We start from the raw sequence: 13,490 nt of genomic DNA, 5'->3' as shown, positions 1-13,490 counted from the left end.
GTTTAATTACACTGCATTTGTCCGCCGACATTTTGGCATGAGCCACCAGTAGAAGGGAAATAAGTGTCACCTGCACCACGATTATAGCGTGTGCCATCTGAACCCCAACATCCTGCGCCATCACAGTTGGTTATTGTGGATGGTTGGCGTTGTGGCATTGTTGCAGAGTAGGAGTTGCTGGAAGTTGAGTAATCATCATAGTGTGTTCTTGGGCTAGAGTAGGTATCACTATTTTGATAATAATCGTTTGAAATTCGAGAACCAGTATCCTCGACAGGGCGTGTGCGATAAACATACTTGTTGCTATTGCTGTCATCATATGAAGGATTTTTTGTATAGGAATAGGTTGATGCAGTTGCTAAATTACTATTCGGTACTTCTTGTTGATATGGTGTGGGTATTCCATTATCCGAACCAGTTTGCTCTTGAGATTGATTTGCTGACTTAGCAGTACTCCAATCCATTTCCCAAGGTTTTTGCTGTGAACTATCTACTGATGTATTTGATTTATTTTCTGTAGTCTTTTCATCAAATTGATCAAAGTAATTGAGTTGAGTGGTTTGAGTAGTAGACTCTTGATAAGAATTATTTGTATTTTCTGGTATCAGCATAATTAAAAAAGTAACAATAAATAAAATAATAGTTGCGCTAACTAAAGGAATTAACCAAGATTTTTTCTGATAATTATCATTTAATTTTTGTTTCACATATTTTGGTTGTTTTCTTGCATAAGCGAAATACCAAATAATGATGTACCAGAACCCTAGACCTCTTGATAAGGTTGAAGACTGCTCAGGATCAGCATTTGCTATATATGGAAGAAAATTAATGAATAAAATAAATACAAGAGTAAAAATTAACCAGTTCTTTGCTGTATTTGCTTCTTTTATTTCACCAAGAGCCTGCCAATTTTTCATCTGTAAGTATGAGCCAAATATTGGCGTAAACAATAAACTCCAGTTTGCAGTAGCATTCGGATTCCAAAGCTCAAACTGTTTTCTTCTTAAAAGTGGTGTTTCTTTTTGAATTTGTGATGATGGGGGAGATTGAATATTTGTACTTTCTAATTTTTTCCCACAATTACTACAAAATTTCGCATCATTACTATTTACTTGCCCACACTGATTGCAAAACATATCCCCACCAAAAATTAATAATTATATGAAATCACGATAGATTAATTTTAGAGCAGTATCAACCCCCTGTAAGGTTCGCTAAATAACCGCCTTTAAATAAAACTCTACGAAATAAAGTAGAGTTTTATTTCGGGGCAAGTTATGCAAGAAAACACAATTCCATGGATCATCAAAGTTGTGCCTGCCGTAGTGGGGGCTATTCTTGCGCTGGTGTTGAGTGGGGACATTGATAAAAGCGGAAAGATTCAAGTTTCTTTGGGTGTTATAGGCAAGTTTTTATTCAGCGTTTCAGTCAGCCTTTATGGCGGTTCAGCATTTATTGAATATTACGAATTATCAAAATATTCTCACATGGCTCAAGGCTTTGTGATGCTTATGTTTGCAGTTTTTGGATTATTAGGGATTGGCATTCTTTATCAGTCCATTGCACTGATGCAGGGTAAGCCCTTATCTGAAGTTATTAGTGAGGTCAAAGCTGCCTTTATTTCAATACTTAGTAATGGTAAAGGTGATAAACAATGAGTGCAGATCAATCACAACAAGTTGCTCAGGTATATTCATGGCTTCGTGCTATGTCTGGTGGCAAATTAAGTCAATCTCAGGTTGTAGCTGGTGATCAGATTATTGAGAAAAATGGCTTAAATGTTTTTGCAAAACTTATTGGCTTTGAAATACCTACACCTTTAGTAAATGGACAGCGAGATATTTCTGAGAATGGTTATGCAATTATTAGAGATGCTGAGGGTTTTCGTTCAACAGCTTATTTAGATACAGGAGGTGTTTGGACTATTGGCTTTGGTACCATTAAATATCCAAATGGTACATCAGTTAAAAAAGGTGATACTTGCACGAGAAATGAAGCTGAACAATGGCTTAAAAACGATTGTGTATGGGTTGATGCTTGTCTTGATAAAAATGTCAAAGTCAATCTTAATCAAAACCAATTTGATGCATTGGCTTCTTTTGTCTACAACATAGGCGAAACAGCATTTGTAAAAAGCACAATGCTTACTCTTATTAATCAAAACAGTTTGACCTCAGCTGCAAGTCAATTTGATCGTTGGGTGTTTGATAATGGAAAGCGTATTCAAGGCTTAGTCAATCGTCGAGCAAAAGAAAAATTATTATTCCTAAAGGTGGCTTAAATGATTGATGCTGTGTTAGGTAAATTTTACAAATACATTATTTTAGGCTTGATGATATTTATCTTTGGATATGTTTTTTATGCCAATTCTCTTGCTGGAAAATTGGCAAATGCTGAAAAAGTTAAAACTAAAGCAGTAGCTGATGCTATTAAGCCTTATCAAGATGCAATTGATCAGGCTCAAGAGGAAAAAGCCGCCATTATGCAAACATGGTCAGCTAAAATTATAGAGGTAGAACAAAATGCGATTAAAAAAATACAAGATGCGAATGCTGCCGCTCGTAGTGCTGACTTGGCTGCTAGTGGGTTGTCAAAGCAACTCAGTGAAGCCAACAAACGTTTGTCCAGTGCTCCCAAGCAAACCATCATTAACTACACCATTGCCAACTCAGAATTACTCGAAAGTTGCACAGCAGAATATCGAAGCTTGGCAGAAAAAGCTGATGGACATTCACTGGACGCAATGAGGTTATACGATAGTTGGCCAGAACTAAATAAAACCCTCAATTGAGGGTTTATTTCTTGATAAGGTTTGAAATATCGGCATCAAAATATTTAGTAATATCGAACCATTTTTCTATTTCTTTTTCCCATTTATACACACGTTCATTTTCAATTTTTAATACGTCTAACCCTTTGATGCTAAAGTGAGTTGTATCATCTGGAAGCTGTTTCCAATCAATAGCCCCATTATCATTAAACCAATTTTCCCAAGCATTTTGTATGTATGGGACCACAAAAGATTGTTGCACATCATTCCATGCAAATATGTTCTGTATCTTTGATTTTTCTTTATACATATCTTTAACACTTTTAGTCGGGCGAAATGATTTCATAAATCTTTCCAACTGTTCTTTAATAAAAGAAAATTCAGTATTTATAACGTCAGGTGTTTGAACTTGAGAATAAGCTTCCTCTGCATCCGCAATATCAGCAGCTGATACATACCTTTGTTTTAAAGCAAATTTAGAATAATTATCGTCATATTGTTGTCGGGCAAATTGAATAGCTGTCTGATATTCTAAACGTTCACCACGTTTTCTTAGGTTTACATACCGTTTAAGACTATTCCATGATGAATGTAATGTAATTGTTTGAAGTTGCGGTATCGTAAAGCCATCCTCTGCATAGCGTGTTGCAGCTTCATGGCGTAAATCATGGAACCTTAAATCTTCAATTCCATTTAAACGACATGCTCTACGAAAATAATCACTGACCGTCTGTACATTGACAGGCAATAAAAGCTCATCACTATAACCCAGCTCCAGCATTCTTTTTCGAGTAGAAGGTTCGAGTAATTCTTCAATAATGAGGAGGGCATTAGGCTCTAAATGGGCAAACTTATGATTTCCTTTAGAACCATCTGGATTTTTAACGTCTCTGATCTTCCACTGACTATTTTTTTTATCAAAATCATCTAAACGCATTTCACATAGTTCACCTTCACGACGACCTGTATAGATCGCAAGCCACATGACCAGGTGCATGGGAATGGCATTGCGAACTCGTTTCCAGCCTTTATAAAAGTGATTGGTCAGAATATGAAGTTCTTCTGATGTGATTAAACGATCACGTTCCTTTGATTTAGTAACAATACGAGCTTTTTTTAGACCGATCAGCGAATGTGACAATTCATTTTTTGCATGTGCAACATCTTCACCCCATACAAGTTCAGCATGGTTTAGGACCGATGAAATATGGGATAAATCTTTTAATGCAGTTGCTGGGGCAACTCCATCTATCATTTCAATTGGATTGCCTTTTCGTCGCTCAATGGCAAATGATGAGAAATCTTGACGTGAAAGGGTATATGCATCTTTATGGGCAATATCATAATTACAGATATTTTTTAGTGCTGCAGTCTTGGTATCAGCAAATTCGTCACTAATTTCATCTAAATATTGAGTGATGAATTGTTCTAAAGTTTTTGACACAACCTTAGCTTCTGGATTTAGAATAGCAGGATTAACCAGAATCTCTGCTTCAAGTCGCTTAATCCATTCTTTGGCTAATGACTCTTTTGCAAAAGTTCTTGTTTTAATAAATGGTGGTAAGCCTTTACGAGTTATTCGTATTTGAGCTCTGTATCGAGTTTTACCATCTGCTGTAGTTCGTTCTGCAATTGTTCCCATATTTACGCCATAAAGTTGGATTTACGCCACAAGGGTGATTATGGCGCAAATAAGGCGTAAAGAATAGTTAAGAATGATTGAAAATGATGTAAAACCTTTGAGAATATGGGAAAGTGAAAATTGAGTAAAAACAACGTAATTGAAGAATTGTTTGATAAATCAAAGCATTCCCCTATTTTTGTCGCGCCGATGGCCGGTGTCACTGACCGTCCATTTAGGACACTTTGCAAGTACTTTGGTGCAGGGCATGCGGTGAGTGAAATGATGACGTCGGATCAAACTTTACGTATGACTAAAAAAAGTCTGTATCGTGCTAATTTTGATGGAGAATTAGCACCGATCTCTGCACAAATTGCAGGCTCTGAACCTGAGCAATTAGCGGAAGCAGCACGTTATCAAGTTGCCAATGGTGCGCAAATTGTTGATATTAATATGGGATGTCCTGCCAAAAAAGTCTGCAATAAACTTGCTGGTTCAGCATTACTTAAAGATGAAGATCTCGTTGCTAGAATTTTAGATACAGTGGTTGCGGCTGTTGATGTTCCGGTGACATTAAAAACCCGTTTAGGCTTTTTAAATGGTGATGAAAACATTCTACGTGTTGCTAAACGGGCAGAAGAAGCAGGGATTGCAGCGCTCGCATTGCATGGTCGAACACGTGAAGATATGTATTTAAATACAGCACGTTATCGTTTGATTAAAGAAGTCAAACAAATGCTGTCTATTCCTGTGATTGCTAATGGCGATATTGATAGCCCTGAAAAAGCTAAATATGTTTTGGACTATACAGGTGCAGATGCAGTGATGATAGGCCGAGCTGCGCAAGGTCGTCCGTGGATCTTTCGAGAAATCTCTCATTATTTAAAAACAGGTGAACATCTTGCTGCACCTTCCATTCAAGAAGTAAAAGAAGTTTTACTTGGACATTTGTCTGAGTTGTATCAGTTTTATGGTGAATATTCAGGTTGTCGAATAGCACGTAAACATATTGCTTGGTATACCAAAGGTTTACACTCAAGTAATGAGTTTCGTCAAAATATGTATAAGGTTGAAAGCACGCTTGAACAAGCAAAAGTAGTAGAGTCTTATTTCAATCATTTACTTGAACAAGGCAATATTATGAGTGATGTGCAAATTGAATCTGTGAATTTGTTGGAAACCAAATAATAGATTCAATTTGATTATTGATGATCATTCGATAACACAGTAGAAGTGTAATGAGTCCTTTTTAGAGGGATAAAAAGTTCATCTAAAAAAGGAGTGGTTAAAACTCGCCACTCTATGCGCTAAAGATTATTTAATGTTATAACAATCCAAAATGAAGCAGATGGCTTATGAATAAAAATAATCTTTTGATCTTGGCTGAATATAATATTTGGGCAACGAAACGACTAATACAAAGCCTTGAAAAAATTGATAATGATGATTTCAATAAAAATGTAGGATTGTATTTTAAAAGTATTGCTGGGACACTGAATCATTTACTGCTTGGTGAGCATTGTCTTTGGTATTCACGGTTTAACGAAGGTGTTTCACCCCAAATCACATTAGATATCATTATTCATACTGAAAAAGCTGTACTTCTGAGTGAGTTACAACAAAAGTCTGTAAATTGGATTTCATTTATAGATCAAATAGATGAAACAACGCTTGATGGTCATTTGACTTATAAAAGAGTCTCTGGTCAAGAATTAACTTTACCATTTGCTGCAACATTGATACACGTTTTCAACCATGGCACACATCATCGTGGTCAAATTACAGCAGCAATAACGGCTTTGGGCTATTCTTGTCCAGAATTAGATTTAGTCTACATGTTGGCAGAGCAAACTGTAACTGAATGATATTCAATTTTTTAATTTGATTTCCGTTGATAAATGCCAATCATGATGTGTAATGGTAACCATAAAATGCAGATTAGCCCGATCCAAATATGTGCCCATTTTACATTTTCATGCCATTCTTCAGGACTGTAATATAGGCCTGTTCCAGAAATAGCAAGAATACTCATTAAACTCAGCATGATTAAGCCTGTGATGAGATTACGTTTGATACGCAAAGCCAGCCGAATATGCACTGCAATTAAAGAACCCAAAATAACTAAAAAGATTGCTGCTGTAATACCATGTGTTTTTAAGATATTTACCGTTAAATCACTTGGATCTTGCATCTGCCAATCTTGAGAATAAGCAAAATAGACACCTGTTACTGCCAGTGTTAACCAGACCAGATAAAGAAAATATCGTTGTAAATGTGGAATTTTAATAGAAAATGACATGATGAATCCTGAAGTAACTAAAAAATACATGGCTTGAGCTGCAAATAATTTTAAACATGGATGCTGTGGATTTTGACTGATCGCTACCACTTTGGTTAATGCATCTGCAACATGGGCTGTAGGTGCAATCACACTAAAACTATGTTCTGAGTCTAAAGCTTGCCGATTGATAGGATTGACCAATGCATTCCCATGCTCTGTTTTGGAAAAATAGCTGGCCGATGTTGCAAGTGCACCATTTGCCAAAGCGCCCAATGCATGAAACTCTTGCAGATTTTGAGGGTCTCGGATGACAATTTCTTCTGCAATATGTCCCAAAATTCTCAGATCTCCTCCTGCATTTACAACTGCATTTTTAATACCAGACTTTTTTAAAGAGTAAATGGCTAAATCCACTGCAAATCCTTTCGCAATTCCGCCTAAATCTAAAAGTATGGGTTGGGTAAATCGGACAGAATTATCACCCAATAACTGTAGATGTGCCTGAGAGTGAATTGTCTGATCAGTATGATTTTGCTGTAAATGATCGGGTAATAATTCCCAATTCACCAAAGTATTGGCAATACTGCAATCAAATAATCCATAAGATGCATAAAAGATGCGCTGTGCGCGTTTAAGTACAGCATAAGTTAAAGGATGTACTTGAACGGTATGGTAAAAAGCATTTTGATTTAAATGCGACAATTCACTTTGAGAGTCATGAAAACTCATTAATTGCTGAACTGTTTCGATAGCAGTAAAAGCTTTATCCATACATGCATAAGCAAGTTCAGGAGATAAAGCATCATGTAGCTTTATCTCCACAAAAGTACCCAATAATGGTTTGGCTCTTAAGATGCTAATGACTTCAGTACCAGATCATGAAACTGCAAAATACGCTTTACACCATCAGTCACATGCCGTGAGGATAATGTCGCACCACTGATATTTTTAATATCTTTATTTAATGCAAGCGGAGAAGAGGAAGTCTTACCTACAAATTGCTGACGCCAAGATTCATCACGAACTTGTCCGCCATAAGATTCGTTATATTCCAAAATCTCAACTTGTTTAACGACACCTTTTGCAGTTAAAGCAACTGCATAGGTAATCATTTCATGTTTACCTAAAACTTGATCGATAACCAACCATCCGCCATCGCTACTTTTATAAACTTGATTCGCTTTAAAAGCATAAAAAATACCTGAGGATTTTTTTAAACTTTTCACTTGTTCATCGGTGAGGTGAACTGCAATTTTTTTCATGGTCGCACTTGGGAACATGAGCTTTTGCGCTTGTTCAGCAGTCAAATAAACTGCTGAATGGCCAATGATAGGGGTTACGCTCAGCAAAGCTGTTGCATAAGGCATCCATTTCATATTTAAAATCCTGATGCGATGAATTAAAAGTTATAACCAAATTTTAAACGGAACTCATTCTTGGTTTTTTCAATCAAATGCAGGTTTTTATCATCCTGTTCTTCAAAGGTTTCACGACCGCCACGCAGTTGCGGGAACCATGTTGCTGTAACCCAATAATCTTTAGCGCCATAATGTACTGAAGGTCCTAAGAACCATGACCAACGTTCCTGACCAACTTCTGTTTCAAACTCAGTCTCATATTGTGTTTCTATGCTGCCATACCAATTCGGTGCAAAACGGTAACTTAAACCTGTACCAATTTGTACTTCCAATTCCATCTCTGGTTTAGTTGGCCATTCAAAACCTTCAGGTAAGTTATTAATGTGGCTACGTTTTGCATAAGTGCCTTCAAACATTAAATTACCTACCCAGATTAAACTAGCATCCATAAAATATTTTTGAGCAATCAACATATTTTCAAAACTAAGTGTGTCTTTGTCTTGTCCTGAGTGTGGATCAATTGCGGAATAGCTCAGTTCAAATTGGTTAGACAAACCAATGGGTTCACTTGCAGGGCTTAAAAAGTTATATTTTCCACCAACTTCTAATCCTGAAATTTTAAAACCAAATTTACGATCTGCTGGCATATAACCATCAATAATGATGCCTGAGGTATCCAAAGACATCGATTTCAGCGCAACAGAAGCATTAAATTTATCGGTAATACCACGTTCATATTCAGTTTTATAATCAAAAGCAGAGTAGTGTCCTGCACCTTTATCACTACGATTGGTTACCCATTGATAAAGTTCTTGACCACCTTTAGGTAGTGTTTCTGCACCTTTTACATAGCCAAACAGGTTCTCATCAGCCCATGTCGTTTGGAAAAGTCCAAGTATTACAATCCCCAACCCGATTCGTTTCATATTCAATCCCTACTTTACGGCTCATTATTTTGATAGACGTAAAATTGTTAATAATCATTATCATTAGTAGTACGCGCGAATTCTATTTTTGTACTTATAAATGGTCAATGAGTGTGCATAGAGAAATTGATGAGACAAAGGGGATAATTCAACTTATTTATTATAAGTATTTGATATTAAGTATTTATATTTAGTATTGGAAATTATTGTTGTTAAGTTCATATTAAGATAAAAATTTTATGGTTAATTTTAAGTTAATTTTAAGAAATTAAGGGTTGATTGATAACCAACCCTAAAATTACTTAAAGCACTCAGGAAAATTATATTAAAACGATATGGAGGATTAGCTTATTTGATTCATTTCTACAATCAATTGATTAATCAAATCACGTGCTTCTAATTCACGAATTTGTGACACATTACTTCCTGCCCAAAAAGCACCATAGCCAACATCTCCATTTTTCACTGCCAAAGCATTTAACTGTTTTGCGAGGTCATAGGCATACGGGTAAGGCGCTACATTTGGACGATCTGCTTGATCGATACGTGCTTGCCAATGATTAATGATGCCACGAGCTGGGCGACCAGAAATACTTGCTGTAATTTGTGTTAATGGTTGGTTAAATAATGCTTCACGATAGGCAGCATTAGCATTTGAGGATTTACATTGTACAAATGCAGTGCCTAATTGCATAGCATCTGCACCCAATTTCAGCATGCGATTGGCTTGTTGACCATTCATAATTCCACCGGCGGCAATAACAGGGCATGAACAATGCTTTTTAATCAATTGCACTAAGTCCGCAGTTTTAATTGCACCGTCAATTTGTGCATTGAATATCCCACGATGTCCGCCTGCTTCGATGCCTTGCGCAATAATGATATCGATACCTGCTTGTTCGATTGCCAATGCTTCTGTCAAATTGGTGGCAGAAACCATGGTTAAAATGCCTGCTTGTTTAAGCTGTTCTATTTGATATTGATGTGGAATACCAAAATGAAAACTTACAGCTTGGGGAGCTGTCTCCAAAACCAGATTTAAAAAATCATCATTGTCTTTAAAACTTGGATAAATACATTTCAATTCAGTTGGCGCTGTTGCTCCAAATTTTTCAAACTCAGTATGTAAATGATCAATCCAGTGTTGATTAGCTTCGCTGTCCAAAGGTGTGGAATCATGGCAAAAGAAGTTCACCTGAAAAGCATGTTCGGTGAGTGCTTGCGTTGCCAAAATTTGTTGACGGGCTGTTTCAACACTATTTGCACCTAAACCCAATGCACCTAAGCCCCCTTGATTGGATACTTCAGCAGCAAGTTCGGGTGTAGATACACCTGCCATGGGTGCAATTAAAATCGGATGCTTAATGTTTAAACGTTCTAATAATGACATGATTGAGCCCCTATAGATTTATTTTTACTTTGCCGAAGTTAGGTGTGATTAGCAAATAATGTTCAATATTTTGTTTATAAATGTTTATGAAATACATCTTTAATTGAAGCGATAACAATTTAAGACTAAGACAAATAAGTTGAGACTAAGACAAATAAGGCAAAGAAGATATGCTTAAAATGAATCAATGCAGTAAAACTTTAATCAGCCCATCATTCAGTCTTTAAATGGGCGTGACATGAAATAATGACCCGATCCAGCTTGAGAATGCCATTGCGAGGATTCCCCAAATAGCAACTCGAAAACTGCCTTTGAGAATGGATGTTCCTGCGAAATAACTCGATAAAGCACCTAAAATAGATAACGAAAGAATACCTACAACTAAAACAACAGTTTCTAAATGCGCTTCTGGACTAATTAAAATCGAAAGCGTAGGGAATAATGCACCGATTGAAAATGATAAAGCTGAAGAACCTGCAGCTTGTAAAGGTTTTGCAGCTGTCATTTCGTTGATACCAATTTCATCACGGGCATGTGCTTCTAAAGCATCTTTTTCAGTGAGTTGAATGGCAACTTGATGAGCCAAGTCTGGATCTAAACCACGATGAATGTAAATTTGTGTCAGTTCTTTCAATTCCAAATGCGGGTTCGTTTCTAATTCTCGGGCTTCTATTCTTAGATCAGCTTCTTCAATATCTGATTGTGATTTGACGGAAATATATTCACCTGCGGCCATAGATGTTGCGCCTGAAATTAAGCCCGCAATACATGTAATTAATAGGGTATGGCTGGAAGCACCACTGGCTGCCATGCCCATCACTAAACTGGTGACTGAAATGATGCCATCATTTGCACCTAAAACCGATGCACGTAACCAACCTGTACGTTGAATAAAATGTTTTTCTAAATGATGAGAATGAGACATAAATCAGGCTCTAGGTGATTATCTATGTAAAAATATAAAGATTAAATTTGTTGGAAATTACAATGAAATGTTAGCATGATCACATCATGCCATAGCTTAAAATAGGTTGATAGTATTTCATATGGAACAGAGTTAAGAATTAACTCTATTATTACTTTTTCGGATATTTGATTTGGTATCAGCATATCCAAACTTAAATACACTTTATACGTCAATTTAGACCACCAATACCTTTCTTAGAATATCGTTTCCACTATTTTCGTAAGATTTGTCTAGAAATACCACATCTGTAACAAACTAAGTCAGCATCATTAGTCTCTTCAAATAGCTTACTTTATACGAGTCTTTGTTGACTCTACCTTTTATAGTAAGCTTACTTTGATATTCCAACTGACTGACATAAGTGATTAATATTTAAACGTTATTTGTTTTTAATCTCTGAAACATGTTTAATATATTATTTTGAAAAACAGTCCCATACTCTTCATTTAAATGATAAATAACATTTTTAACAAATTCAGTTTTGGGCTTCTCTTCAGTAAGTTTTTTTCTAACTGACAAATTTTTTGTTGTGGTATGAGTTAGCATCTAGATAATTTTGGGATAGTTTTAGAGGTCTAGTATTGTTGTCCCAACTTATTTCGGGGCTGGGCAACAAAATAAATAAAAAGCCCACTTCATCATGAGTGGGCTTTTTAGTATTTGGCTCTCCAACCTGGGCTCGAACCAGGGACCTGCGGATTAACAGTCCGTCGCTCTACCGACTGAGCTATTGGAGAATCTGAATGCGATTATAAAGATATATGCTTAGCGGTCAAGCCTTTCATGTCATGTTTTGTTCATTTTTAAGTTATCTGCTTTTTATTTGAACGAAAATACAAAAAATCAAAAAAATCCCGTGGAAAAGGTTGCAATACAGATTTTGCCTTGCTAGATTAAATTCATAAAGTGAGTTTAAGCAATGCTTAAACCGTGTGGATTTAACCAACTTGCCAGCACTAAAATGGCTAAATAGGAGACAGCGAATGAATACGCTTACGATTCCCGAAATTTTTTCAAATTTTTCTTATTATCAAGAAAATTATCTTTCTATCATTCAAAATCCTGAACAATATCATACTGAAGTAGCGCATGCAGAATTGCAGATTTGGCCTATTGGACATAAACAAGTTTGGCTAGGTGATTTGTTACAACTTTGGTTTAGTGGGAAATGGCAGATTGATTCTAAGTGTCAATTACATTTAGAAAATGCATCAAGAAATACAAAACAATCTATTCAACGTCAAGGTGATTTTTATTTATTCCAACTGACTGGTAATGTCTTTACTGGGGGAAATCAAGCAAAAGTGTGGTCTTTGTCTGAGCAAAAAGTCATCACATTATCAGTCGACAGTGTGTTTAAAAATCTTTGTTATTATGAATCGATTCGTCGAAATCAAAACCAATCTAGTTTTATTCATTCGACTGTTTAAGTTAAGCGCATTAAAATCTACAGAGCAACACAGTATTAACATCGACAATAATACTGTGTTGAAATCTGATGAGTCATAATTGCATCAATCATTTAACTTTATTTTTTGTGAAATTTAGCTTTAAAATCATTCCATTTTTCTTGGCGATTTGCTTTGTTTTCAGCTTTCTTTTGCTCTTTTAAAGCAGCATTGGCTTGGCGGTTTGCCTGTTCCCATGATTCAACCGAAGCTTCAATTTCTGCTTCAACTTCATCATAATCCCAACGTAAAAGCGTAGCTCCTGATTGTGCAAAGTAATCATTTGCAAGTTGTTCGTTGTCTTCCTGAATATTTAAAATAAGCCCAGTAGAACCAATCGGAAGGGCTTGGCTAATTTTTGATAATACAGCTTGGTCATCTGTTCCTTGATCCAGATCAGCCAATGATCCAATCAAAGCACCTGTGCTAAAACCAAGTAATAAGCCTAAAGGACCACCTAAAATACCAATGAGTGAGCCGATTAATCCACCGTCTAAAGTATTTTCTCCGGTCGTATTGTCCGATCCATCTTGAATTTTAAAAGAACCATCTACAGTTCGTTCAACAATCATTGCTTGATTTATATTGCCAATATCAGCTTTTTTGAGTTGAGAAAAACTCTCATATGCTTTAGCTGAATCGTTCCAAGTTGCAAGAAGTATATTATGTTTCATTGTATTTTTTTCCTATATTAATATTTAAAGCAAACTAATTATTATCCCTATTTTT

Annotated in this window: 14 protein-coding genes and 1 tRNA gene; 6 read left to right on the top strand and 9 right to left on the bottom strand. The window is 36.1% G+C overall.

The genetic code is table 11. The features are described 5' to 3' along the window. Nucleotides 1-2: 2 nt before the first annotated feature. Nucleotides 3-1,136 carry a zinc ribbon domain-containing protein gene (locus GGG_RS0105055; RefSeq protein WP_010112786.1) on the bottom strand — a complete coding sequence of 378 codons (1,134 nt, stop codon included), beginning with the start codon at nt 1,134-1,136 and terminating at the stop codon, nt 3-5. A gap of 141 nt (nt 1,137-1,277) precedes the next feature. On the opposite strand from GGG_RS0105055, the gene GGG_RS0105050 reads away from it, so the two are divergent. Genes GGG_RS0105050 through GGG_RS0105040 form a run of 3 tightly spaced genes read left to right on the top strand, consistent with a single transcriptional unit; the run spans nt 1,278 to nt 2,791 of the window. Beyond that, a complete protein-coding gene (locus GGG_RS0105050) occupies nt 1,278-1,658 on the top strand; it encodes a hypothetical protein (protein ID WP_010112785.1) in 381 nt (126 codons plus the stop codon). Next, nucleotides 1,655-2,281 (top strand): lysozyme, encoded by a 627-nt coding sequence (locus GGG_RS0105045; RefSeq protein ID WP_010112784.1) that lies wholly within the window; start codon nt 1,655-1,657, stop codon nt 2,279-2,281. The genes GGG_RS0105050 and GGG_RS0105045 overlap by 4 nt, the downstream gene beginning before the upstream one ends. Next, nucleotides 2,282-2,791 carry a hypothetical protein gene (locus GGG_RS0105040; RefSeq protein WP_010112783.1) on the top strand — a complete coding sequence of 170 codons (510 nt, stop codon included), beginning with the start codon at nt 2,282-2,284 and terminating at the stop codon, nt 2,789-2,791. Between the two features lie 4 nt (nt 2,792-2,795). Here the strand turns inward: GGG_RS0105040 and GGG_RS0105035 are convergent, their stop codons facing one another. Next, the gene (locus GGG_RS0105035) at nt 2,796-4,412 is read right to left on the bottom strand and encodes a tyrosine-type recombinase/integrase (RefSeq protein WP_010112782.1); all 1,617 of its coding nucleotides are present in this window, start codon (nt 4,410-4,412) and stop codon (nt 2,796-2,798) included. A gap of 147 nt (nt 4,413-4,559) precedes the next feature. Here GGG_RS0105035 and dusB point away from each other — a divergent pair, with 147 nt between their 5' ends. Both dusB and GGG_RS0105025 read left to right on the top strand, forming a co-directional pair. Then, complete coding sequence (dusB, locus tag GGG_RS0105030; RefSeq protein ID WP_264650120.1) at nt 4,560-5,579, top strand: tRNA dihydrouridine synthase DusB; 1,020 nt, start codon at nt 4,560-4,562, stop codon at nt 5,577-5,579. 167 nt (nt 5,580-5,746) lie between these two features. Next, nucleotides 5,747-6,256 carry a DinB family protein gene (locus GGG_RS0105025; protein WP_010112779.1) on the top strand — a complete coding sequence of 170 codons (510 nt, stop codon included), beginning with the start codon at nt 5,747-5,749 and terminating at the stop codon, nt 6,254-6,256. Between the two features lie 11 nt (nt 6,257-6,267). On the opposite strand, the gene GGG_RS20415 is transcribed toward GGG_RS0105025, so the two are convergent. The 6 genes from GGG_RS20415 to GGG_RS0104995 all read right to left on the bottom strand — a co-directional run bounded on the left by GGG_RS20415 (nt 6,268) and on the right by GGG_RS0104995 (nt 12,050). Then, a complete protein-coding gene (locus GGG_RS20415; RefSeq protein ID WP_010112778.1) occupies nt 6,268-7,494 on the bottom strand; it encodes an FAD:protein FMN transferase in 1,227 nt (408 codons plus the stop codon). A gap of 26 nt (nt 7,495-7,520) precedes the next feature. Continuing rightward, nucleotides 7,521-8,048 (bottom strand): FMN-binding protein, encoded by a 528-nt coding sequence (locus GGG_RS0105015; protein ID WP_010112777.1) that lies wholly within the window; start codon nt 8,046-8,048, stop codon nt 7,521-7,523. A gap of 23 nt (nt 8,049-8,071) precedes the next feature. Continuing rightward, nucleotides 8,072-8,956, bottom strand: coding sequence for a DUF6662 family protein (locus GGG_RS0105010; RefSeq protein ID WP_010112776.1), 885 nt, complete (start codon nt 8,954-8,956; stop codon nt 8,072-8,074). Nucleotides 8,957-9,299: 343 nt separating this feature from the next. After that, a complete protein-coding gene (locus GGG_RS0105005) occupies nt 9,300-10,346 on the bottom strand; it encodes a nitronate monooxygenase family protein (RefSeq protein ID WP_010112774.1) in 1,047 nt (348 codons plus the stop codon). A 223-nt stretch (nt 10,347-10,569) separates the two neighbouring features. Then, nucleotides 10,570-11,271 (bottom strand): VIT family protein, encoded by a 702-nt coding sequence (locus tag GGG_RS0105000; RefSeq protein WP_010112772.1) that lies wholly within the window; start codon nt 11,269-11,271, stop codon nt 10,570-10,572. A gap of 703 nt (nt 11,272-11,974) precedes the next feature. Next, nucleotides 11,975-12,050 (bottom strand) — tRNA-Asn (locus tag GGG_RS0104995). A gap of 246 nt (nt 12,051-12,296) precedes the next feature. Between GGG_RS0104995 and GGG_RS0104990 the strand changes: the two genes are divergently transcribed. After that, nucleotides 12,297-12,743: a hypothetical protein gene (locus GGG_RS0104990; protein ID WP_010112770.1), complete on the top strand. Its 447-nt coding sequence runs from the start codon at nt 12,297-12,299 to the stop codon at nt 12,741-12,743. A 98-nt stretch (nt 12,744-12,841) separates the two neighbouring features. Here GGG_RS0104990 and GGG_RS0104985 read toward each other — a convergent pair whose 3' ends face one another. Next, nucleotides 12,842-13,435, bottom strand: coding sequence for a DUF1269 domain-containing protein (locus tag GGG_RS0104985; RefSeq protein WP_010112768.1), 594 nt, complete (start codon nt 13,433-13,435; stop codon nt 12,842-12,844). Between the last annotated feature and the right edge of the window lie 55 nt (nt 13,436-13,490).

This window comes from Acinetobacter sp. P8-3-8, from assembly GCF_000214135.1.
Lineage (GTDB): Bacteria > Pseudomonadota > Gammaproteobacteria > Pseudomonadales > Moraxellaceae > Acinetobacter.
This window is presented reverse-complemented; position numbering and strand designations above follow the sequence as displayed.

Coding starts and splice junctions, on each gene's coding strand:
- GGG_RS0105015 (WP_010112777.1), bottom strand. CDS start 8,048: ATGAAATGGATGCCTTATGCAACAGCTTTGCTGAGCGTAACCCCTATC.
- GGG_RS0105010 (WP_010112776.1), bottom strand. CDS start 8,956: ATGAAACGAATCGGGTTGGGGATTGTAATACTTGGACTTTTCCAAACG.
- GGG_RS0105035 (WP_010112782.1), bottom strand. CDS start 4,412: ATGGGAACAATTGCAGAACGAACTACAGCAGATGGTAAAACTCGATAC.
- GGG_RS0105025 (WP_010112779.1), top strand. CDS start 5,747: ATGAATAAAAATAATCTTTTGATCTTGGCTGAATATAATATTTGGGCA.
- GGG_RS0105045 (WP_010112784.1), top strand. CDS start 1,655: ATGAGTGCAGATCAATCACAACAAGTTGCTCAGGTATATTCATGGCTT.
- GGG_RS0105040 (WP_010112783.1), top strand. CDS start 2,282: ATGATTGATGCTGTGTTAGGTAAATTTTACAAATACATTATTTTAGGC.
- GGG_RS0105055 (WP_010112786.1), bottom strand. CDS start 1,136: ATGTTTTGCAATCAGTGTGGGCAAGTAAATAGTAATGATGCGAAATTT.
- GGG_RS0104985 (WP_010112768.1), bottom strand. CDS start 13,435: ATGAAACATAATATACTTCTTGCAACTTGGAACGATTCAGCTAAAGCA.
- GGG_RS0105000 (WP_010112772.1), bottom strand. CDS start 11,271: ATGTCTCATTCTCATCATTTAGAAAAACATTTTATTCAACGTACAGGT.
- GGG_RS0105050 (WP_010112785.1), top strand. CDS start 1,278: ATGCAAGAAAACACAATTCCATGGATCATCAAAGTTGTGCCTGCCGTA.
- GGG_RS0105005 (WP_010112774.1), bottom strand. CDS start 10,346: ATGTCATTATTAGAACGTTTAAACATTAAGCATCCGATTTTAATTGCA.
- GGG_RS0104990 (WP_010112770.1), top strand. CDS start 12,297: ATGAATACGCTTACGATTCCCGAAATTTTTTCAAATTTTTCTTATTAT.